This is a genomic window from Coleofasciculus sp. FACHB-1120 (assembly GCF_014698845.1).
Lineage (GTDB): Bacteria > Cyanobacteriota > Cyanobacteriia > Cyanobacteriales > FACHB-T130 > FACHB-T130.
This window is the reverse complement of record NZ_JACJTV010000007.1, coordinates 176,577-200,552: the sequence shown is the minus strand read 5'-3', so window position 1 is coordinate 200,552 and position 23,976 is coordinate 176,577. Positions and strand designations below refer to the sequence as shown.

General features: G+C 47.8%; 13 protein-coding genes. 3 read left to right on the top strand and 10 right to left on the bottom strand.

Features of this window, described 5'->3' with window-relative positions; translation table 11 throughout:
• Positions 1-60 precede the first annotated feature (60 nt).
• The 4 genes from cas12k to H6H02_RS09885 form a co-directional block, all read right to left on the bottom strand.
• Positions 61-1,752 (bottom strand): type V CRISPR-associated protein Cas12k, encoded by a 1,692-nt coding sequence (cas12k, locus tag H6H02_RS09900; RefSeq protein ID WP_190817069.1) that lies wholly within the window; start codon positions 1,750-1,752, stop codon positions 61-63.
• Positions 1,753-1,860: 108 nt separating this feature from the next.
• On the bottom strand, positions 1,861-3,786 hold the full coding sequence (locus tag H6H02_RS09895) for a DUF262 domain-containing protein (RefSeq protein ID WP_190817067.1): 1,926 nt from the start codon (positions 3,784-3,786) through the stop codon (positions 1,861-1,863).
• A gap of 48 nt (positions 3,787-3,834) precedes the next feature.
• Positions 3,835-4,143, bottom strand: a complete 309-nt coding sequence (locus H6H02_RS09890) for a helix-turn-helix domain-containing protein (protein WP_190817065.1) — start codon at positions 4,141-4,143, stop codon at positions 3,835-3,837.
• Positions 4,140-4,487 carry a hypothetical protein gene (locus tag H6H02_RS09885; RefSeq protein ID WP_199329083.1) on the bottom strand — a complete coding sequence of 116 codons (348 nt, stop codon included), beginning with the start codon at positions 4,485-4,487 and terminating at the stop codon, positions 4,140-4,142. Before H6H02_RS09885 ends, H6H02_RS09890 begins: the two co-directional genes overlap by 4 nt.
• A gap of 75 nt (positions 4,488-4,562) precedes the next feature.
• Between H6H02_RS09885 and H6H02_RS09880 the strand changes: the two genes are divergently transcribed.
• The 3 genes from H6H02_RS09880 (at position 4,563) to H6H02_RS09870 (ending at position 12,380) form a co-directional block, all read left to right on the top strand.
• Positions 4,563-5,081 carry a hypothetical protein gene (locus tag H6H02_RS09880; RefSeq protein ID WP_190817063.1) on the top strand — a complete coding sequence of 173 codons (519 nt, stop codon included), beginning with the start codon at positions 4,563-4,565 and terminating at the stop codon, positions 5,079-5,081.
• 262 nt (positions 5,082-5,343) lie between these two features.
• Positions 5,344-6,711 (top strand): P-loop NTPase fold protein, encoded by a 1,368-nt coding sequence (locus tag H6H02_RS09875; protein ID WP_190817061.1) that lies wholly within the window; start codon positions 5,344-5,346, stop codon positions 6,709-6,711.
• Entirely contained in the window at positions 6,708-12,380 is a 5,673-nt protein-coding gene (locus tag H6H02_RS09870) for a hypothetical protein (RefSeq protein WP_190817059.1), read from the top strand. The genes H6H02_RS09875 and H6H02_RS09870 overlap by 4 nt, the downstream gene beginning before the upstream one ends.
• A 13-nt stretch (positions 12,381-12,393) precedes the next feature.
• On the opposite strand, the gene H6H02_RS09865 is transcribed toward H6H02_RS09870, so the two are convergent.
• From H6H02_RS09865 to pglX, 6 genes are all read right to left on the bottom strand, one after another.
• Positions 12,394-12,543 carry a hypothetical protein gene (locus tag H6H02_RS09865; RefSeq protein ID WP_190817057.1) on the bottom strand — a complete coding sequence of 50 codons (150 nt, stop codon included), beginning with the start codon at positions 12,541-12,543 and terminating at the stop codon, positions 12,394-12,396.
• A gap of 143 nt (positions 12,544-12,686) precedes the next feature.
• The gene (gene brxL, locus H6H02_RS09860) at positions 12,687-14,762 is read right to left on the bottom strand and encodes a protease Lon-related BREX system protein BrxL (protein ID WP_190817055.1); all 2,076 of its coding nucleotides are present in this window, start codon (positions 14,760-14,762) and stop codon (positions 12,687-12,689) included.
• A 77-nt stretch (positions 14,763-14,839) separates the two neighbouring features.
• On the bottom strand, positions 14,840-17,353 hold the full coding sequence (locus H6H02_RS09855) for a PglZ domain-containing protein (RefSeq protein WP_190817053.1): 2,514 nt from the start codon (positions 17,351-17,353) through the stop codon (positions 14,840-14,842).
• A 13-nt stretch (positions 17,354-17,366) separates the two neighbouring features.
• Positions 17,367-18,032 carry an MAE_28990/MAE_18760 family HEPN-like nuclease gene (locus tag H6H02_RS09850; RefSeq protein ID WP_190817051.1) on the bottom strand — a complete coding sequence of 222 codons (666 nt, stop codon included), beginning with the start codon at positions 18,030-18,032 and terminating at the stop codon, positions 17,367-17,369.
• Entirely contained in the window at positions 18,029-19,132 is a 1,104-nt protein-coding gene (locus H6H02_RS09845; protein WP_190817104.1) for a DUF262 domain-containing protein, read from the bottom strand. The genes H6H02_RS09850 and H6H02_RS09845 overlap by 4 nt, the downstream gene beginning before the upstream one ends.
• A 59-nt stretch (positions 19,133-19,191) precedes the next feature.
• Positions 19,192-23,940: a BREX-1 system adenine-specific DNA-methyltransferase PglX gene (gene pglX, locus H6H02_RS09840; RefSeq protein ID WP_190817049.1), complete on the bottom strand. Its 4,749-nt coding sequence runs from the start codon at positions 23,938-23,940 to the stop codon at positions 19,192-19,194.
• Between the last annotated feature and the right edge of the window lie 36 nt (positions 23,941-23,976).

The following is a 23,976-nucleotide window of genomic DNA, read 5'->3' as shown; positions in this document are numbered from 1 at the left end:
GCTTACTATATACTTTTTACTCATTGGACAGCTCGGTGGTAGTTGGTTAAGACTTTTACCTTAAATACTACCCAATTTATACCCATCGATTTGCCCTTGACAGGCTAGTAGGACAATACTGCTAGCTCGATACTGTAAAGCCACTTCCACAATCGCTTTTGCCAGCAGTCTATCCACATACTCCCCTTGCCTCGATTCTCCAAAGTTACAAGGAGTACCCTTTTTTTGAGCGTTGTGGTGTTCGTAGTTGTTGAGGCGTTGTTGCTCTCGCCTACGTTTGAGTTGCTCATACTGAGTCTTTTTCTTCTTAGTTTTCCCTTCCTTGATGGGCTTGCTCAGTAATTGCTTAACATCACGATATGCCAGAACTTTTCTAGTCTCGATGTTGACAACCGCAACCGTTGCCGGTTTAGTTTTTCCGAAGCTAACCCCAATGACAATTGAGGGATTGCCCTTGTAGCCTGCTTGACTGGGGCGAGAGAAGCCATCAAAGGTTTTGAGTAGGTTTAGAGAAGTTTCATGGGCTGTCAGCTTGTTACTCCGACTGCCTTTTGCTTTCATACTGTCGATAATTTTTTGCGTTTTCGCAATTTTCTCGGCACGTACCTCCTCGGTTCCCTCCGCTGTCCACAAACGAGTCTCAACAGAGCAGTGAAGCAACAGTCGATGCACTTGCCAGGGTTCGCCTTTGCCTTCACCTTCTTGCCAAACTAATCGAGCAGAACGTAAAGTCAGTAATCCAGCAGGAACCTGCTCCTTGTTCTGGGTAAAAATTTTATAGTCTTGAACAAGGCGTTCAAACCAATGTAGTTGGCGCTGATCGCAGAAAACCTCAAAAGTATGCTTGCTGATGCCTTTGCCATTGAAACTAACGCAGATGCGTTTGTGTTCATTTCTCGACCATCGCAAGTCGGTGCTGGTTTCGTAGGATATCGAGAAGGGAACTGAGCTTTGTTTTCTGGTAAGACTGGCTTGCACTTCTCTCAATTTCTCGTCATCGAGGATTAGTTCCTGCGCTTGTTCCAGGGCTTCCAGCCACTCTTGGTCAGATAGATTTCTTCCCTTGGGAAGACGGCTCTTGAGCTGTTCGTCGAGGCGGTCGATTTCAATTTCCTTCTTGCGCCGCCGCAGTTGATAAGCTTTGGGGTCTTCTTCTACTTCCCTAACCTCGCAATTATTTTTCAATAAATAGGCGATCGCACAGCGTTGCTGAGGGGCTTTAGCTTTGTCGTAGGCTTGGAAAAGGCTGTTGAATAAGGCTTTTGAATTATCCTTAGGAGCTTGATCTGATTTTTCTTCTTGATTGCGCTCTAACTCAGCCTTCTTCTTGGTGAGGACTTTCGTGGCTTGAGTACGTAGCTTTTTTAAACTACAACCGCTTTCTAGTTCTAGTTCCAAATCGCTTCTAAGCATATCGAGCCAGTGTTGTTTTTTCTGGAGGAGAACCCTGCGTTTTTCCTGTAGAGCAAACCAGGACTTGTAAATGTATTTGACTAAGTTCTCAGCAGCGTTGGCGAAACGACCTGGCATATCCTGAAAGCGAGATTCAGCTCTGAGATTTTTGCAGAGTCCTTCGATGACTTCGGCGGTAATGTTTCCTTCTTGCAACCAGTTATCTAAATCAGGGTGAGTATTAATCTGTTTCAGAAGTTCATTGACCAAAAGTGTATTTTTCTCTGCCATTAGGCTCCAGAGATGGCGCAGGGAGTCTTCAGTCGCTTTGAGCTGGCATTGAACAGTAATGATGCTCATGACTTGGGAAAACTAACAGAGTTTGATTGGGATACTGAATGGAAACAGGTGTACTACATCAGCCCGAACAAAAACAGTTGTTCTTATTACAAGAGGCGATCGCAACTGTCACTTCCCAGCTTGATAATCGGTAAATATCTTTGGATGAAATCCATTACCGTTGCCATTTTCCAGCAAAGGCTCCCCAATCAAACCCTTACCCATTGCTCGACCCATTTTCGATAACAGTGCCTGTGTTCTTGCCTCAAAAAATGCATCAAAATCATCGTTGTGCAATGTCATCGGCTCAATCAGGTGCGATCGCAAAATCTCATCAATCCGTTGCCGCGACATCCCTTGTTCTTCTAATTTCGCCAGATATGCTGATGGTGCTTTCCCCCCTAAGAATTTATTCGTCTTCGCCGTTAGGGGAGTCTTGTTCACGATGCTGTTGTAGCGCCAACGGGGAATCTTCTGCTGCTTGCACCACTCCCTCGAAAAGATGTGATGGTTCTCAATCCGTTGTTGGAAGTAACGCACTGCCGTAATCGGTTCGCCACTCAAAAAATCCAACGCTCCATCGCGTCGAAGCAAGGCAGTAATTGCTCTATAAGCCGCCCCTTGAGAACTAACCAAATTCTGCAACCGTGCCGCAAACAGCTCAGCTTCCTGAATCGTGGCAGGCACTTCCCCACCATTGACCCATTGGGGAATTTCAATTAAATCCTTAGCCGCCGTTGATTGCCGCGAACGGGAGTAAATTCCTGATGCTGCCCCGCAGTAAAACCACTGTTCGATGCGTTGCCGTACCCAGTCGAGCTTCAGGGTTTCGCCCAAGATGACAAACAGCGGCACCATCACCACTAATTGCATCGGGTAGGGCAAGTCATCGGCATCAAATATTGCCTGGGTATGGAGAAAGCGAGCAACGGCCTCAAAGCCCTGAGTAATGGGTTCCACCCAACGCTGATACTGGGATAAATCCAGACGCAACACATCCTGGTAATTGCACACCACCGCTGGCAGTCGGTCGGTATCACTACCTTGGTTGAGAGCTTCAGTTCGCCGTTGGTAATTGACCATCAAAGCGATCGCTTGTAGGAAATCCGTCGCCTTGAGCAGCCGCAACACTCGATGCGTCGCCAAACGCTGTTCTCGTTGCGTCCAATCTTGCCGCAAGTCAAACTCACTAGCAGCAAAGGCAGAGGTTAATAAGTCAAAGTGGGTAAGTTCACTCTGCCGCTTGTTGTTTTCCTCAAAAATGTAACAGACAGCTTCTTTAGGCAGTTCACTTTTCAAGACAAACAACCCCATCTGATAATGCTCGAATTTTTTGATGACCGTCGCTTCAAACTGTTCAATGAGAGCTAACTTCTGTCGGTCGTAATTCCAGTATTGGCAGTATTGAGAGCGCCACTGGGAAAAGTTAAATACCTGGGAGACGGGAAATAAGCCCGATTCAAATTCTTTTTCTGGAGTAGAACAATTAAGCGCCGCTTCTCCTAGCCGATGCAGCATTCTGTTAGCGGTTAAGCCAAAGATGGCATCGCGACGGTCAGTATGGGGGTAATCTAGGGCTTTGAGGATGTCGATGTAGTACCAGCGCTGTAAAGGGGGATAGCGTTTGCCCTGGTCAATCCAAACGGGTTGGTTGGATAGCAGAGACATGAACAGGCTGGTAAGGCGTTGCTGTCCGTCGAGAATCAAGGCGGTAGGCGTCGGCGGCTGGTCGAGGGTCGTGCCCTCAACGAGGCGGGGTTTGAACTTTACGTCTGAGTTGCCTTGCTGGAGTAGCATCACAGCACCGACAGGGAAGCCTAAAGAGACACTGGCGATAACTCGTTCGATGCGCTCTTCGTCCCAGCACCAGGAACGCTGAAAGTCCACGAGCTGTATTTTGCCCTGTTGGATGTCCCGTAGCAGGTCGAGCAGGGGTTCTTTGGTGATATCGAAGGTGGAAATGGAGGTCATGCCCTTGTTCGTGCTAGAAGTCGGCAGCAGCAACGGAGTAGTTTTAACTACCCTAAAACGTTCTTGTGTGACCAAGTGAGGCATCAATGGGATTCCTCTCAATCTGATAGTTTTTTGTTAACTTTGTTTAAATCACTCTTGACTATTGAAGGGAGGGCATAAAAGAGCCTTCAACCTGTCGGGAATTTCTTCAAAATGCTCGATAAACAAATCTGCGAGTGCTAGGTAGCGCAGGTGGTATCTAGTGGGTGGTGAAAAGTTTGTTCCTCGCTCAAACCAGCGTTGGACTGTGGCAAGGGAGCATTGACAGATTGCTGCCATTTGCGCTCGCGTTATGTTCCACTTGGCTTCAAAGGCACGGGGAGACATCCCTAACTGGCAGGTGGCGTAGAGACGAATTAACTCCAGTTCTCGTTGTCCGAGGGGACGAGGAGAGGTCATGAGTTTGTCTCCAACGGTAGAGGTTCGAGATGTTCTTCCCAGCAGGTATCAGCGACACAGAACTGAGCGCTGGGAGATTCAGGAGCCAGGAGAATCAGGTATTTCCACTCCCACTGGTAGCGATGAGGAGCAAAGGTGTAGAACCGCCCAATGACGATGCCCCTGTCAGTTTCGTCTGTATCAGATAGCGGCTTCCACTGGAGGCGATCTCCATACAGAAAACGTGGTATTTGGGCGCTATCTGGGAAGTTGGGGGGGAGGCGGACTGATGGAGGCGGTGCATCCAAACCGATTAAAGGCAAGTCCGGAATCACGATTGCTTGGGGTTGAGTGAATACAATCAAAAGTACGCGATATACGCGATATTAGCAATAATAGCAATATTAGCGAAAATAGAGCTTTCGCGAGTTTGTGCGAGAATGAAGCCTGAAACTCCCGTGTATAGCTTATTTGTGGTCGATAAAAGGAAATCTACGAATTATCAGGAGTTGCGGGGTTTTGTCCCTAAGACGCTTTCCTTGAAGTTCAAGGGAATTTGTAAAAGTTTGGGTCAGGATATTAATGTCGGTTTAGAGGAAGCGATCGCTAACTGGATCGAAAAACAGCAACAGCAGGAAGACTCGCCACTGTCTGAATCTTCGGGAGTAGTGGCTGCATCGACTGCGCCCCAAGCAGTACCCACGATCGCATCTGTGATTGACGAAACGTTGAGTAATCGCGACTGGGCACTTGGGAGACTTGCGGTGGATGCTGAAATGTCTGTGGAACGGATTAATGAGTTACTGGAAGGCGATCGCGCTTCAGATTCAGAACTCCAAAAACTTGCCCAACAGCTTGTTAAACCGGATGGTGAAGCGTGGGAGGAGGAGGAACTGGTGGATATTCGACTAGCTGAGGATTTGAAGCGGAGACGACAGCACAAGCGCTCAAAAAAATGACTCGAAGACCTGTCTGTTTTCAACAACCAATTGAGTTCGGTTACATGTTGTAAATAGACCACTATTCTCGGCAAACCACGCTGGCGATTCCCGTGTTCTGGCGGGGAAAGCGAAGTTTTAGGACTACACCACTCAGATACTGCGCGCTTTAACTTTCTTGTCACTGCCTGAGCTTAACAGAAGCTAACAATCTTCCATAAAACCCTGCTGGTAAAGCTATGGTGTCGAATAGGGCTTCCAAAGAAACCAATTGGGACGTGGCATGACGGTAGATATACGAAAATTTTTTCAGGCAACTGACCCTGGCAAGACCCTGGTCGTAGAAAATCCGGAAGACAAGAAGTATTACATTGACTTTTCTTCGGTTCGGGGCGGCGAGATTATCAAGAAGCTGAAGCAAAAAATCACATTTTTCTCCCCCGATGCTCCTACCTGTGTTCTATTTACAGGGCATATCGGTTGTGGCAAATCCACCGAGCTAATGCGGCTGAAGACCGAACTGGAACACGAAGGCTTTCAGGTGGTCTATTTTGAGTCCAGTGAAGACCTGGAAATGACGGATGTTGATATTAGCGATGTGTTGCTGGCGATCGCACATCGAGTCAGTCAGAGTTTGGACAAAATTACACTTGAGGAACCCAGTAGGCTCAAAGGGTTGCTACAGGGAGCCTGGAAGGTCTTAAACTCCGAGGTGACGGGGTTTAAATTGAAGCCTCCCGAAATGCCTGGAGTTCCCAAACTTGGTGATATCGGTATCACTTCGGAAAACGAAAAGTTTTCTCTCGCGTTTGGTATTGGCGAAATCACGACAAAGGCGAAAAGTGATGCAACGCTGCGGGAGAAACTCAACCAGTATTTGGGTCCACAAAAAACGCAGTTGTTGGAAGCTATTAATCAGGAACTGCTAGAACCTGCGATCGCTTCCCTGAAACAGCAAGGCAAAAAGGGGCTAGTGGTGATTGTGGATAATCTCGATCGCTTAGATACCCGCACCAAGTCTTGGGGGCGTCCTCAACAGGAATACCTGTTTGTTGATCAGGGTGAGTATCTCAAAAAGTTGAATTGTCATCTGGTCTATACGATGCCGCTAGCCCTGAAGTTCTCAAATGATTATGGGAACCTCACTCAGCGCTTTGATGAACCGAGGGTACTGCCAATGGTATCGATACAGTTACAAGATGGCAGTGAGTGTGAGGCAGGGATAGCATTGCTGCGGCAGATGGTACTGGCGAGAGTGTTTCCAGAGTTTGATGAGCAAGAGCGCCTGAATAAGATTACTGAAATTTTTGACAGTCCCAACACACTAGACCGCCTGTGCCGTGTTAGCGGGGGTCATGTTCGAGATTTGCTGAGGTTGCTGAATACGTGGATTATGGAGGAAATGGAGCTTCCTCTGTCCGGTGCAACGTTGGAAGCCGTGATTCGCGCCCGTCGCAATGAAATGACCATGCCCATTTCCGATGATGAATGGGAGTTGCTGCGTCAGGTGCGGCAACGAAAGAAGGTAAGTGGTGATGATGGATACCAGGCGCTTATCCGCAGCCGATTGGTGTTTGAATATCGGGATAGCAGCGAGTCTTGGTTTGATATCAATCCGATTTTGGCAGAGGCGAAAGAGTTGCAGCCATGAGTGAATCGCACCAACCGCAAGATGTGGCTGTTCACAACGAGCGATCGCTTAAAAAATTGGCTTGGGCGATTGAGGCGTCTGTTGGGCAGTTCAAGCTGTTTTTAGCGCGTTGTAACTATACCCGCTTGCGATCGCAGTTGGTTGAGCGGTTGCAAGAACTAATGAGCGTCGAAATCCGTATTCTGGAACTGAATGAGTCTGAAAAGACTCTCTATGCCAGAATTAAGGAGGAATTAGACTTTCAACAGCCAGATGCTTTGATGGTATTTGGCTTAGAATCAGTGGGTGATTTGGATGAGTTGTTAAGTGCAACCAATCAAGTCAGAGAGGAGTTTCGCAAGAATTTCCATTTCCCATTGGTGCTTTGGGTGAATGATGAAGTTTTGAAGAAACTGCTTGGGCTAGCTCCTGATTTCGAGAGTTGGGCAACAACGACGGACTTTACGCTCACCACTCATGAATTAGTAGACTTCCTCAGAGAAACAGCCGAGCGATTCTTTGAGGGAAATTTAACCGTTACTTTATCAGCTTGTCGGGAAATCAAACTAGCTTGTCAGGATTTACAAAGCCGCGAACAAGTATTAGACCTAGAACTCAAAGCGAATATAGAATCCTTGCTAGGGCTTACTAAATATGGGGATTCTACCAATCGAAATTTAGATTTCGCTCTAGAGCATTATCAAAAAGCCTTAGAAATTTGGCAGCAGAGTAACAATTTAGAGCAACAGGGGCAACTCCTCAGTAATATAGCCTTCTGCTATTACCTGAAAGCACTTCGGCATCGAGAAATCGACCACCCAGATTGGCAAGCAACTCGGCATTATCTTCGGCAATGCATTGAAGTTTTTGAACAAGCTCAACGTCCAGACTTAGTTGCTAATTCAATTTTGACCTTTGGTATAATTCTGCGGCGATTACAAGATTGGCAGCAATTGCAAGCTTTAGCTCAGAAAGCTTTGCAATGGCATCAAGCTGCAAACAAGACGATAGAAGTGGCTCAGGCTTATGGCTTTTTAGCAGAGGTAGCTCTAGCAGACAAACGCTGGCAAGAGGCGGGGGACTTTGCCCAGAAAGCCATAAAAGTTTCATCAACAGCGTCTGGCTCCCAATCGCCTATCATTTCAGATACTGAGTCTAGGTCTAGGTTACGAAATAATCAATCTGTAACCTCATACGCTCCAGTTTTCTATCGGTTTCTTCTGGCGCAAGCACAACAACAGATAAACGAAACTCAAGAGGCTATCCGTAATTTAGAAATAGCGAGAGAAGTAGGTAGCCCTGAGTTTGATACCTGGTTTTATCTCGACATCCTGAGTCATTTACAGAAACTTTATTTCGAGCAGCGAGAATATTTCAAAGCCTTTGAAATTAAATCTGCTCGACAATCTATTGAGCAGCAGTATGGGTTTCGGGCGTTTGTTGGTGCAGGGCGCATACAGCCGCAAAGACAGGCAAAATCTGCTCTGACGCAGCTGGCAAGTCAGGAAACTGTAGCTCCAGAGATTACCGCTTCTGGTCGGCAGTTGGATGTGGACCGTTTAGTTCAGCGGATAGGCGAGCCTAGCTACAAGCTAATCGTCATTCACGGGCAGTCTGGGGTGGGTAAAAGTTCCCTAGTCAATGGGGGGCTAGTGCCAGCTTTGAAACACAAAGCGATTGGCACGTCTGATGTTTTACCTGTACCGATGCGAGTTTACACGAGCTGGGTTGGGGAATTAGGGAAATTACTGGCAGAGGCACTCTTAGAAAAGGGAATCGATTTACCCATTCCCCTTGATTCAGAAGCAGCTATCTTGGAACAGCTACAACAAGGTGAATCGCGCCATCTGCGGACGGTACTGATTTTCGACCAGTTTGAAGAATTCTTCTTTGTCTATCCCACTCCTGGCGAAAGGCGGCGATTTTTTGAATTTATGGGAGCGTGCCTCAACATTTTGCCAGTGAAGGTAATCCTATCGTTGCGGGAGGATTACTTGCACTACTTGCTGGAGTGCGATCGCCTGGACAGCATGAAGACGATTGGCAATGATATTCTCACCAAGAATGTCCGCTATGGGTTGGGCAACTTTTCAGCCGAAGATGCGAAAGCGATCGTCGAGCGCTTAACCGAGCGCACTTATTTCCACTTAGAACCTGCGTTGATCGAGCAACTGGTGCGGGATTTAGCAGGTAATGAGGGGGAAGTGCGCCCGATTGAGTTGCAAATTGTGGGGGCGCAGTTGCAAGCAGAGAACATCACCAAGCTAGCCGAGTATCAGGCTTGCGGTCGAAAGGAAGAACTGGTCAAGCGCTATCTGGCGGAAGTGGTGAAAGACTGCGGTGCTGAAAACGAGCAAGCGGCGGAATTGGTGCTGTATTTGCTCACGGATGAAAAAGGAACTCGTCCTCTGAAAACTCGTGCCGAATTGGAACGGGATTTGCAATTCCTATTGCCGTTGCCTCCCATCATCATAAATAAAATTCCTCTGCGAACTCGCAACATTCTGAAACAGGATTTACAGGCATTAGCGGCAGAAGCGGGCAAGTTGGATTTGGTACTCCAGATTTTTGTCGATTCCGGCTTGGTCGTGCTGTTGCCAGAACTTCCGGCTGACCGCTATCAGCTAGTGCATGACTATATCGCTACGTTTATCCGCCAGCAACAGGAACCGAGATTGAAGGAATTAATGGTTGAGCTGGAAAAGGAACGAGAACAACGAAAACTCGGTGAAGAAAAGCTCAATCAGTTTCTCAAACGCGCCCTTAAAGGTTCAATTGCGGCTGGGGGCGTGTTTGCAGTTCTGGCAGTTGCAGCTTTGGGATCGGCATGGCGGGCAGAAAATCAGAGACAACGGGCAGAAGTGAGCGAGATCAATGCTCTCACTGCATCTTCAGAAACACTTTTGGCTTCAGACCGAGATTTCGATGCGTTGATCGAGAGTTTAAGGGCCGGAAAAAAACTCAAGCAGGCAGCTTGGGCAGACGCTAAAACTCAGAATCGAGTGTTAGGAACACTGCAAATGACGGCTTACAGAACCAGAGAACGCAGCCGTTTAGAAGGGCATCAAGGCAGGGTCTGGAGTGTAATTTTCAGCCCCGATGGCAAGCAACTGGCGAGCAGTGGAGATGACGGCACGATTCGCTTGTGGGATTTATCCGGCAAGGAGTTGGCCCAATTTAAAGGGCATCAAGGTATGGTCTGGAGTGTAATTTTCAGCCCCGATGGCAAGCAACTGGCGAGCAGTGGAGATGACGGCACGATTCGCTTGTGGGATTTGTCCGGCAAGGAGTTGGCCCAATTTAAAGGGCATCAAAGCTCGGTCAATCGTGTAATTTTCAGCCCCGATGGCAAGCAACTGGCGAGCAGTGGAGATGACGGCACGATTCGCTTGTGGGATTTGTCCGGCAAGGAGTTGACCCAATTTAAAGGGCATCAAGGCAGGGTCTTTGATGTAATTTTCAGCCCCGATGCCAAGCAACTGGCGAGCAGTGGAGATGACGGCACGATTCGCTCGTGGGATTTGTCCGGCAAGCAATTAGCACAATTTAAAGGGCATCAAAGCTCGGTCTATAGTGTAATTTTCAGCCCCGATGCCAAGCAACTGGCGACCCGTGGTTCTGACGGCACGATTCGCTTGTGGGATTTATCCGGCAAGGAGTTGGCCCAATTTAAAGGGGATCAAAGCTCGGTCAATCGTGTAATTTTCAGCCCCGATACCAAGCAACTGGCGAGCAGTGGTTCTGACGGCACGATTCGCTTGTGGGATTTGTCCGGCAAGGAGTTGGCACAATTTAAGGGGCATCAAGGTATGGTCTGGAGTGTAATTTTCAGCTCCGATGGCAAGCAACTGGCGACCAGTGGTTCTGACGGCACGATTCGCTTGTGGGATTTGTCCGGCAAGGAGTTGGCACAATTGAAAGGGCATCAAAGCTCGGTCAATCGTGTAATTTTCAGCCCCGATGCCAAGCAACTGGCGACCAGCGGAGATGACGGCACGATTCGCTTGTGGGATTTGTCCAGCAAGGAGTTGGCACAATTGAAAGGGCATCAAGGCTCGGTCAATCGTGTAATTTTCAGCCCCGATGGCAAGCAACTGGCGACCCGTGGAGATGACGGCACAGCCCGGTTGTGGGATTTGTCCGGCAAGCAGTTGGCACAATTTAAAGGGCATCAAAGGGTCTTGAGTGTAATTTTCAGCCCCGATGGCAAGCAACTGGCGACCAGTGGTTCTGACGACACGGCCCGGTTGTGGGATTTGTCCGGCAAGCAGTTGGCACAATTTAAAGGGCATCAAGGCTCGGTCAATCGTGTAATTTTCAGCCTCAATGGCAAGCAACTGGCGACCAGTGGTTCTGACGACACAGCCCGGTTGTGGGATTTGTCCGGCAAGCAGTTGGCACAATTTAAAGGGCATCAAGGTATGGTCTGGAGTGTAATTTTCAGCCCCGATGGCAAACAACTGGCGACCAGTGGTTCTGACGGCACAGCCCGGTTGTGGGATTTGTCCGGCAAGGAGTTGACCCAATTTAAAGGGCATCAAGGCAGGGTCTTTGATGTAATTTTCAGCCCCGATGGTAAGCAACTGGCGACCAGTGGTTCTGACGGCACAGCCCGGTTGTGGGATTTGTCCGGCAAGGAGTTGACCCAATTTAAAGGGCATCAAGACTCGGTCAATCGTGTAATTTTCAGCCCCAATGGCAAGCAACTGGCGACCAGCGGAATGGACGGTATGATTCGCTTATGGGATTTGTCCAGCAAGGAGTTGACCCAATTTAAAGGGGATCAAAGCTCAGTCTATAGTGTAATTTTCAGCCCCGATGGCAAGCAACTGGCGACCAGTGGAGATGACGGCACAGCAGGGTTGTGGGATTTGTCAGGCAAGCAGTTGGCAGAATTTAAAGGACATCAAGGCCCGGTCACGAGTGTAATTTTCAGCCCCGATGGCAAGCAACTGGCGACCAGTGGTTCTGACGGCAGGACTAAGTTATGGCAGGTTGAAGGATTGGATGAACTCCGGGTGCGAGGTTGCCATTGGGTGCAGAATTATTTGAAGAACAAGCGAGATTTAGAGAAGAACAGCTTGGATGTCGAAAAGAGCGATTATAACCCCTGCGATGGTATAGACAGAGATTGGTTAGCAGAGGGTGATGAGTTGGCACGAGCAGGCGACATTCAAGGAGCAGTCGTCAAATTTCAAAAAGCACGAGAGAAAAATCCTACACTACCGATCGCTCCAACAGAAAGAGCAAAACGGGTAGCAGCCCAAACTCTCGCCGATAAAGTAGATATTTTGTTAGTGCAGCATAAATTCAAAAAAACGATTAAGTTCAAGGACGCGATCGCAACCTACAGCGAAGCCCAAAAGCTCGATGCAAACGTTGACATCTCTGCCGATTCTTGGAACACCCTCTGCTGGGACGGTAGCCTGCGAGGGTATGCCAAGCAAGTAATGTTTGCCTGTGAAAAAGCCGTAGCACTTGCTCCTGACGATGGTAATTTTCGCAATAGCCGTGGTCTTGCCAGAGCTAGAGCAGGCAACACTAAAGGAGCGATTGAGGACTTTCAAGCATACATCAAGCAAACTAAGGATAAGGAAAGTAAATCCCAACGGGAACGTTGGATTAATGCCCTACGTGCTGGTGAAAATCCATTCACACCTGAAGAAATTAAGAGTCTACTCAATCAGTAGAAAACGATAAAGTTCAACGGTAGCCTAATTCACATAGTTGCACCGAGTGGGGATAAGCCCCAACGCGATTGACAAGAGTGGCAATCTGTATCTCTAAAATGGAGTGAAGGCGATCGCGAAGTGCTGCTGCGTTAGCGGAGCGGCTCTGAAAGAGCGATCGCATTGCCCCTCAGATGTAGAACTCAAAAGCTCGCACAACGGTTGGTTAAACCGGATGGTGAAGCGTGGGAGGAGGGGGAACTGGTGGATATTTGACTGGCTGAGGATTTAAAGCGGAGACCGCAGCAGAAGCGATCGCGCTGAGCTTCAAATTTCTGCTAATGCCTTAAACGCAGCCTGTGCCGGATCGCTGTAAAAATCAATCTGTAACTTATCAATCACCCCAGCAGGCAACTCGGCAAAGTCTCGCCGATTCTCAGTTGGGAACATTACCCGCTTTGCCCCTGCATCCATCGCAATACGAAGTTTGTCTCCCAACCCTTCCACCCGACTCAGAACGCCGTGAATACTCATTTGCCCAAGAATTACTAGACCGCCTGCAATGGGACGGTTCAAAATGGCAGAAATTAAACCGATGTAGAAGGCTACACCCAAGTCATCGGCATCTTTGCCCTGCATCAAACTCATCACTTGGATGTTGAAGTCGTAGGATGTGAGGTCGCGGTCAATGCCTACCCGTTTGGCATTGGCTTTCAAATAGTCATACGCCATACGTGCGCTTTCTTTGATGCCTTTGCCTGTAGTGCCGATGAGATTGAAGCGGTGTGTCCCAGGTATGGCAGAAATTTGGATGCGGTAGAGGGAGTAACGGCTTTCGTTGGAGTCAAACCCGACAGTGAATAAGTCACCGGGGGAAAGGGGATGATCGGGAATCATCTGGGCGGAACTGAGTTCGGGGCAGGTGACAATAGTTTCCTGTCCGGTTTGTTTGTCGATGTAGGAGAGATTCACCTTGGAATACTCAATGCCCCCCATGCGCTTGAGCTGTTCTTTGACTCGGCGACGTACTTCAATGGCAAGGGTAATGTATTCTTCAATTTCCCCTTGGGAGCAGTTGCCATCGGGGTGAAGGAGTTTGACGAAACCAGCGGTAGTACGTGCGATCGCTCTCCTATCCCTCTCTTCTACATGACTACCCAAACTGAAAAAGCGATCGTAGGTATCGGTGTAGTTGCGCCTCCTTAACTCGGTGTGGAAGATTTCGGCAATGTAATCGGCAATAAACCCCAAGTGGGCAGTAAAATAATCCGGTTGCATTTTGGGCATTTCCCAACCGGGGAGATAGGCGTGCCAGCGATCGTGGAATGCCATATCGTTGCGGATGGCATCTGGGAGGGCGTTGAATAGGTGAGAGATACGGGCAGTGGTTTCTACATCACCGTCTAGGTTGCCGTTAAAGACGATGCCAGCGTCAGCAGAAAGGGTGCCTTTGTCATCCCCGCGAGAGAAGGAACCCTGTTCCATGTAGCCCTTGTACATCTGTTTGTTGGCTTCGACTTTGAAGTTGGAACCTGCCACTTCATCAAATGCCACCAAGTCAAATCTCAACACCAATCCAGGCTTATCGCGACGGTTTTTCCAGCCAAACAGGTCAGCAATGCTCCCTTGTCCGCCAGATAGGAGGACGACATAGGGGGAGATTTCTCGGTAAACGTAAGATTTGCCCGTTCCACGCGGCCCCAGTTCAATCAGGTTGTAGTTGGATTCGACAACTGGGACGAGACGCAGCAGGAACAATAGCTTGCGGCGTAGGGTAAAGTCGGGGTGGGTGGGTTCGTAGCCCATCGATCGCACAAGTACGTCAATCCATTCGTCGCGGGTGAAGTGCGATCGCCCTTCGACAAATTCTTCAAAGTTGGCGCTGGCAATTTGGATGGGGGCGAGGCGGTGGATGACAAACGGGCGGATTTGACCGTCACTAACGAAGGAATCGTCATAGACTAGTTCCAGATTCGCCCAGACACCTCCGGTGAGCAGTCGTTCGTACTTGTGAACGATATCCTCATCGATATGAACTTTGTCGAGTCCGCAGGTGGAAAGTCGCGCCCAGAATTTGCCGCCTTGGACTTTTTCATCAAAGGTAACGATAACGAGGTCAATTAACTTGAGGGAACCCAAGCGTTGCAGACGGGCTTTGATTAGTTCGGACTCGTCGCCGCGTACCACCCGTTCAGAGATCGCGTTTTTTACTTGTTCCAGTCCCGCTTGAATTTCCACTTCATCGGTGGTCGAGCAGTATTTGCCCAGCAGGTACTCTAAAACATAGACGGGAATGTTGAACCCGACTTTGAGTTTTTTTACCAAGTCCTTGCGGACGATTCGACCGGGGAAAGCCTTGTCTAGTTTGCGATCGAGTTCATCTAATACTAACTCGCCTGCCATATCAGCCCTCGTAAACAATATTGCCCACAGACATTAGTCCGGGGCTATTGCATTCACTAGCCAAAGTGATTTTCTTATCAAAACCACTCGTCTAGGTCAACTTTGAGCGTAACAGTCCTGCGGTCTAATACCTCTTCATCATCAGCATCAATGAGCCGGAGTTCCATTTCGGTGCCGACTCTGGCTTCTGCCCCTTCTACCTTTTCTAATTGTAGGATTTGCAATTCTGCCCCTGGTTCAATCGCTACGGCAGTTTTGGACTTGAACAGCCGTTTCCCGGTGCTGAGGTCAACGACATTAACCTGCACCTGTCGGGTTGTCAGGGTTGCATCGAGGTTGCCAAATAAATCCGTGTTGACGGCGGCAGAGGCAACTTCTATCCGTTGGCTGAGGGAAGTAATCTGGGTGATGGGCTTGAGGACGACTTTAATTTTCTTAGCTCTCTGGTGCCAGTTGGCTTTGAGGACAGGGATAATTAGTTCTTGCAGGGTTGCGCCGCCGTGAAAGAATCCCAGTCCGCCGTAGGTTTTGAAGGCGTTGATGCTTCTGGGGACGTAGCAATCTAAATTGCCATTGGTGACGCGCAGTTTGATGGCGGAGGAGTGCTGGAGGTTTTGACCCGCGATCGCTCGTCTCGATTTCCACAGGATATCGCCTTCTGGTTTTTCTGGGTCATTCTCGTCTTCAGCAGGTTGCCAGCGGAAAAAGCCATGATCGGTCACCATCACAATGGTATTGTATCCCCCAGAACGCAGGCGGCGAATTAGGGTGGCGTAACGTTCAATGGTGGGATTGAGTCCAAAGGGTTCGAGGGTGTCGTCGTGGTCATCGAGTTCATCACCGAAGATGAAAATGAGTTTGCCTAAATTGTTGATATTAATGGCATCGTGTGTCTCAGAATCTAGGACATCCTTGACGGTTAGTATACTTTTCTCTTTGAGCTTGTAGTTCTTTTTCAGCCATTCCCGTCGCTGTTCGGCTTGGCTGAGGTCGCCGGGGAACCCGTCTGCCGTTACGCGCCAGTAACTCCCTGGTTTTTTGGGAAATTCAACCCGAAGTTTATCGGCAATTCCAGGGAGGCAGAAGGGCATTCCCAAGGCGGTGATGGAGGGGATGGGGGCTTTGGCAGGAGTAACTTCAGCGCGTTGGGTGGGTTCGCCTTGGTTCAGCACTTCGGCGAGGCGACAGCCGATGTCGTAGCGACAGGCATCAAGGACTAGAACGGCAACGGGTTCTTTTGCAGAGGCTTGGTTGACGGTAGGGGAGATCGCATTTCCGGCAAAAGGCAGGGGTAAGGACTCCAATGAAGCGTTAGACAGCAGTTCGGAGAAGGCGGTGTTGATTCGGTCTAGATGACGCAGGTACGCTTGACGCAGCAGGGTGCGGACGCGGATGAGTCCGTTGGGGAGTTCGGTATCTTCTTGGAAAAGAGCTTCTCCGGCGCGATCGACTTGCCAACCTTGAGTGGTGAACCAGTTAACGGCATCTATTGAAGTCTTCCACTGCTGTTCTACCTGGTTGTGTTGGTATAGCAGGCTGGCGTTCATGGCGAGTTTTACTAGATGACTCCAGCAGACTTTGTTTTTTGCTTGATGTCCCCAGAATGCCTCGGCATGGGTTTGGTAGGCAACAGCGCGGGATTCTAGGGTTTTGACTAACTCCTCAAAGGTTTGAATGGTGCTGAGGTGTTGGATTTGCTTTTGGAATAGGGTGTTTTCCGCAATTTGGGAAGCAAGGGGGATGGGAATGGTGTCGAGGTGGCTTGCCCAGTATTGCAGGGTGGTTTGGTTATCGGCTTGAGGGGATAATTGTTCAAAGTAGTCAATTAGGTTAATTTGGTTTTGCCAACGGTCAAGCAGTTTTAATGCCGCCTCTCGCTGTTGCCCTTCTGGAATGATGCGAGCGCGTTCGGTGGGAGGATGATTTGGGCATCGGGTAACAGCATCGGTGACTAGGAGAGACGCGGTTGCTTGGATGCGCCATGCTTCGGCATTGTCGGGTTTGGGTTCGGGGAGTCCGAAATCTTCCACGACGCGACGGGCAAAGATGGAAAAGCGGTTATCGGTGAGGAGGCGATCGAAGCTGAGTCCGGGAGTGGCTAGGAATTCTAGGATTTTCTCGTCATTGACGAGGGTGCTTTTGACATTACCGGGGGTGAGTTCTTTCCAGGCCTCTTTGGGATAATCGAGCCATTCTTTGGCGTGGGCAGGTAGGATGGGTTCGAGTTCAACGCGGTAGTCTGAGGGGATGTCTATGCCGTATTCGGAAAGGGCTTCGGAGAGAGTGAGTTGTTTGACCGCTTCAGCTTGGAGTTCAAAGACTTTGAAATAGGTAATTTCGTCGCGGCTGACGGGTAGCCAGACGATGCGGGGAGTGCGGGGGGTTTTGTAGAATTTTTCTCTAAGTATGAGTTCGTGAGTGTCTTCTGCCCAAAGTTCAAAGATGTTGTCCTCTGCTGCGGCTTGTAGCAGGTCTTTCCAGATGCGCCGAGGGTCGCACCAGATGAAAAGGGGGGGTTGGGGACTCCTTCGGTTGAGGATTTGCAGGATTTCCTGGCGAAGCCAGTTGCGAAGGCTATCAGAGGAGGTCATCTATTAAAAGAGATTAGGGTGATGCAATAGATGCACCTGGGCAACAATATTGTTTAGTTGCTGCACAGTTATCTATTTGATTCCGAAAAGTATCCATCATTGCTATGACTTGCGTGTGTAACTCATCATATTGTTCTTCATCTATATCAAGATAATTACCATGAGCAATTTTATTCCTTTTTTGGAGCAATCTTTCATCAATCAGCACTTCTTTTGATTCATAAAATCTGTAGTCTAAGCCAAGCATACATACTATTTCTTTAAATACAGATGATGATAAATTAGAGGTAGTAATTCTATTTTCATATCTAATTAAACTTCTGTCGCTAAGTTTTGTTGTAAAGAAATCTGCAACCTCACTATATATAGTTGCTTTATTCGTTTCTCTTGCTTGATCTAACTTATCCTTCATAGCTAAAGCTATAAAGTTATTTGCAAGTTGCTTATAAGGTAGACCCTGCATAGCAACGAATTCCAAATAGCTATTTGCTGCTACTTTGATAAATCCTTCCCAATGAGCATAAAGCATAGTGATTCCACCGCGCAGTAATGCCTTCCGCTTTCCAGATGCAAATGACTTCGAGTCAATCAGAGCTTTCAATGTTGAAAGCTCTACTTTTCGCCATCCAAGTTCCTCAGCTAGTTTATCGCTAAGGTTTTCTGCTGTGCGTATTTTCATGGTTTGAACATTTGACGACCAAAGGGAACTAGCCTTGGTACTCTTCGCTGTGCAGTAGTGCCTGAACCTGACCAGTTCGTATATTCAGGATTTGTCCAAATTTGCTTCACTCTATCTCTTATATCTATATGAGAGTGAGATAACTCTGCATAGTTATAACCAACCCCCAAAGCAATCACTTCGTAGGCTGAGACTAGGAACCCACCTAAAAACTTGTTTTTATTCGGAGAATATCTGCGAAAACTATCACTTCCCATTTGTTCATACAGAATTTCAAATGTCTTATGGAATGCATCTTCTTCTTGTTTATAATTAAAATTCTTATCTTTTGCCATTTCTACCATCCTATCGGTCAAAAATCCTCCCAAATCACCTATTCCTTTCATTGCATGTTCATCAATATTGCGGAATACTAAGAACCTTAGTAATAGCTCCATATTATATTGTTCTTCGAGGGGACGCTCACTAAGAGCTATACATTCTCTGAACATTTCGTTTTGGCTCAAGTCTTTCATCCATTGAAACATTTCTCGATTAACCATCACGAGAATACAGTTCCTGACTTCCTGCTGTGTAGCTATTGACCCTCCAGTATTTAATCGTTGGAATAACTCATATTTAGCAATCTCATCGCTTTCTTTTAGGAGAATAGCTGCATCAATTTTTGCTCTTTTTATCAAAAGCCGTTGTGTCGAGCTTAGGGAATTTGCTGTATCATAGGCATCGTCCCACTTTTTACCTTTCAAATTTGGTAAATACTTAGTCTCTTCAAGGACTAAAGGTGGTATCAAATTTTTATCTTCATCCTTTAGTTTCCCAGCAAATTCGTATATCGTAGATAGCCTTTGTAGACCGTCTACTACATCCCAAACTCCATCCTCACGCTGAGATACAAAAATAGGTGGGATGGGAATGCCAAGTAAAATAGACTCTATGAGGCTGGTTTTTTGGCGACTAGACCAACGAAAAAATCGTTGGAATTCTGGATGTATATCAATTTCTTCATTCTCATAAAGGCTTATCCATTCACCGATAGACATTGAATAGCCATCGGCTCGAATTTCTTGCCTCATGCTGTCAATTTCTTCCTGAAGTCCCATATTCTTACTCCAAGCTGTTTCGTGTGTATAGCGCTCTGATATGTTAAAAGAATAAGTGTTTACTTCCACCATCCGGGCTGTGGCAGTTTCCCCTCGCGGCACCAACGGCGTTCGTCCGCACGCCACTCCGCCCGATCGCTTATTGCCTTCTCGACATCCTTTTTCGCAATTACTTCAGCAGCTAATAGTCCAGCCTTCTGTAACGGCGCAATGTTAACTCGCACACCATCGTTCAAGTCTGGCACGTAGGCACTTTCTTGAGCAACAAACTCTGCTACTGTCTTGGGTGGGTTGCGGCGTCCGTCGAGGCTGGAAATGGCATCATACAGAGGCTGCGATGATAACCAGGGTTCCCAGGTTTCGGCTTCTGGGCATTTCCAGGTTTCGATTGACAAGCGAATGGCTTCCCCCGTTTCTGTGCGTTGTTTGAGTTCTGCCTTGAGGTTCTTAATTTTAGCTTTGAGGGTTGCCTGTCTGTGCTTAATCTCGTCTACTAGGAATTTTTCGGGTGTGGTGCCAAGGTTATCCCACTTTTCCTTAAGTTGTTTGGTGTCTTCTGTGGCATCCTTAATCTGTTGTCGCAATGGGACTAGCAAGGTTTCATTGAATTTCGCCCACCAGCGCTGACAAGCGAGAGATAGGGAATTCTTGACCATTGATTTTGCTTCTTTGCAGATGAGTTTGGCGAGGTCGGCTGAGGTGGGGTCGTTGGTTAGGTTCGCGGCATCCGGTGGCTGAGTACCGACAGCAGAACAGTGATGGTCGAGATGTATTAATGCTTCTTCTATCCAGTTAGGGAAGTCGGGGTGGAGTTTGGTTTCTTGCGCCGTTTGTTTCCAGGTTTCCAGGGGTGTCGGTTGCATCACGTCCATCAGTTTTCGTAACCAAAGGACTTTGAGGCAGAGGGTGGCATCGTCAATTGCTAGTTGGCGCAGTCTGGCTTTTAAGGTTTTGGCATCGCTGGGACAAAAGCCAGTGGTGGCTACTTCACTCAGTTTTTGGTCAAAGGTGTTGAGTTCTTCTATCCAATTCTGGAGTTGCAGTATACGTCCAGCTTGGTCGGTTGTGCGTTCGTCGCTGGGGATGTTTTCTAAGGTACGCAATTCGGTTTCGTAGCGCGTCCGCAGGGAACCGATGTACTGAGTGCGAAGTTTCGGCAGGAGGTCGCCGTTGAGTTGGTGGTAGTAGACGAGGCTGGAAAAGGCAGGGGTTGTACCTCGGCTTGCTTTGCTACGAGTCGCAGGGGTGGATTCCATTTGCCACGCGATCGGGCGTTTTTTGAATTGGGAGATGTGGCGTTTGAAGAATCCCCCGGTCAGCCATTTTTCTAGGCTGATGCCGACGATTTCTGCAAATTCCCGTTCGATGCTGGCGACGTTGCCGTTGGGGAATTCTGCGGCGATTCTGTCACGCACTCTGTCTAGCAGGGTTTGTTCGCCTGCACCTATGGAAATGGGGATAATGCCGTCTTTGTCTGCCCAATCGGGGACGGGTTCGCCTGCTTCGATTTGTTTGGGCCACCGATGACCGAGTAGGCGAAGCACCAGGACGGTGAAGGTGTCTTCGGTGAAGCGCTTTTCTTCTGGGATACAGCGCCAGCCTTCCTGTTCTCTGCCTTCTTTGAGTAGCCAGTAGACGGAGATGGGATGGATTTCTAGTTTGACGGAGAGTTCTTCGAGGAAGGTTTCGGTTGGGATGGGGATGTGTGCGCCAACTGCAACTTCTGATTCTTCTTCATCTTCTTCGTCATCAGTTGGGGTGTCACTGTCTATGTCTTCGTCTTCAACTTTGGCACCTGAACCTGCTTCGTAGAGATTACGCAGACGGCGTTTGAGGTTGGTTAGTTCGCCTGAAGGGAGGGTGAGGCGATCGCACTTTTGCAGGTAGTCGAGGATTTCTGGGAGAATTTCAGGAAGTTCTGAGGGAATTTTAGGTAATGTTTCGTAGTTAGAAATGATGGAAAACCAACCAGGAGAAGTGCCAACCTCATCAAATACCTGTTTTTGGTCATTGGAATCCAAATCATATAGGTCAATAATTACTGTCTCGATCATCCCCTCTAAGGTATGAATTAATGTTTCTAATATTATAAAGTTAAACTGAGCTTTAAACAATTGAAGTAAATTCCAGTAATTAAATGTTTCTTCTGTAGGGTTTACTGATTCAATATACTCTTTGATTTTTAAAGAATAATTACTAAAATCTGTAAGCCTTTTGCAAGTAAAAACAGAATTAGGAACTGGAAGTTGACTTGCCGTGCCAGCCTGAAACATTAAATTTTGGCTAATAGTACGGAGAAACCAAGAAGCTAAGCGAGAATTTAAAAGACCTAATAAAGGTAGACAATAATCTTCTATTTTTGGAAAAACCCCCATACTCGCTACATCAAATACGCATCCTTCCATAACGCGAGTATTAAGCGCTCCTCGACATATATAAGAATAGGTTAAGCCCTTCTTGAAATAGTAGTTTGAGTTTTGAAAACGAGCACGAGGACTTGTTCGTAATTGCATCGCATCATTGCGCCAGTCAATTTTATATGTCTCAAGACCCACCCAACGACAGAAACCTCCTCCTTTTCGATAAGATACCCAACCTGGAAGAGTTGTAATTTCCCAATCAGTTCTTATAAATCTCTCATTTACTCCAGTTTGTAAACCGGCAACTACATCTGCATACTGTTCCAGAGTAGGATTTTGCCTCACAATCTCAAAAAAACTAGGTCGTAGTGAGTAGACAAATGGATATCCAGCAACTGATAATAGATTAGCTTGAGCAGTTTGATAGGAAATTGTACAAATAGTTTCGGAAATTGCATTAGCTAGCAGTTGAGCTTGCTCATCAGCTAACCGAGGAGCAGACAGGCGAAAAGCATGGATATGACCATTAAGATGATTCGGAGAAAAAACGAATAAAACAGCAAATCCTGGTGGATCTGCCTCTGAAAACGCATATCGTCCAAGCTGTGCAATCAGATGTATGCAGTCTTCCTGAAGAATTAAACGACGTATTTCGACATAGGAAGCATGGAACATCCAAGCATGAAGAGTAATCATTCCTACTCTTCCACCACGCAAACATAATTGACGGCAGCGAAGCACAAAAGCAGTATATAAGTCACCTTTACCAAAAACATAATGCTTAGTGATATAGCTTTTCAGCCTTACTTCCATATTTCTAGCCCCCATATAAGGCGGATTTGCTGTTACCACGTCATACCGTTTTGCTAACAAATCAAATAACGCCAACCCCTTCCCAGCAGACTGTCCAAAAAACGCTTGAGATAAATCCGCCGTCTCCGCCTCTGCATTAAAATGTTCCTTCAACCTGGAGAGCGTCTTCTTTTGCCAATCCTCATAAGACTCCACCCCGAAAGGCAATTCCCCTTGAACCACCACAGGTTCAAATAAGTCCAACTGAAGATTCATCTTCATCTCAAATTCTTCTGTGCCTTTGAGGTAGCGCAACTCCTTCTCTACAGGCTCCTCAATCTGCACTAATGACCCCAGTTGGTGAGCATTTGCCAACCCTTCAAACACCGTTTCCAGTGCAGGACGCAGCGGTTCATCGTCTGGGTATCGCTTGAGAAACGCCTCCAGATGATTCTTACCCCTCGGCAGACGAATATTCGTCGCCACTAAATGTCCCCGAAACTCATCCAAATAAGACGCTTCCAAATCCGGCGCTTTCTCCTTCGCCTTCATCCACAGCGCCGCCGTTGCAATCTGCACTGCCCGTTCATCAATATCAATGCCATACAGATTGTGATTAAGAATCGCCGCACAGATTTCCTCTGGTTCCGTTAACCTGTCCTCCTCCTCATACATCGCATAAAACAGGTCAAACGCCTCCAGCAGAAAATGACCCGAACCCACTGCTGGATCGAGAAAGCGAACCTCTAAAATCGACTTATGCTCGACAGGCGATCGATCCGCATCTTTGACAAAATACTCCCAATCCTCATACAGCTTGGATTGCGGATTCATCCCCATCCACAACGCCCCCAAGCTATTCTGCACCAGGAACTTCACCATGTAAGGCTCGGTGTACAATTGAGTCGCCGGGACAATATCCGCTCCCTCAATCTTCGCTCCCTTCTTGGTGCGAACCTTCTCAAAAACTCGGTTTTTCTCCTCCGCGTTCCAATACTGATACGCCCAACCCAAAGCATCCGGTGCCTCAAACACCTCATCCGTGGCAGGTGCCTGCACCCCAACACTCTCCCGTCCCGACAGCAAAGCAATACACCGTTTCAGTGCCGATACCGAAGGTCTTAGGGCGACGGCTGGTGCTTTAGGATTAAATAGCTGGGGTAACTCCGTTGCTCTCTCGACAAACTCCTCACTCAAGACGGCAAACAACCCATCGTCCTCACCCGCACAAGCTTCAGGGTTACGACGGGCAAAGCGATTGTGAACCAGCGATCGCCCCCCATAGGCATCTTTCTGTAAAATTACCTCATCGATAATCATCCGCGCCTCCATACAGCGCAGCGCAAACAGGCGGTTTGCCCAAGTATAAGCAGACTCAAGACAGAACTCCGCCACCGCCTCCTGACGGGAGACACCCGCCTCTTCCCGAAATTGAATATAGGCATCAACAACCCGACGCGCATCTTTATCTTCAATGCATAAATGAGGTAATTCGTCAAGAGGTTTCGCAGTGCGATCACGCCAAATCCCAATCTCATTTAATCGGCGTTCCAAATCGCCAGCGTGAAACTTGCCCCGTTCGTCGTAAGTGCCTTCCAGAATATGGCGAAGTTCTAGCGAGAGCGATCGTAGGATTTTTTTCAGAGAGGCTTCCATCTGACTCAAACTTCTCAATGGAGGATAACGTAACGA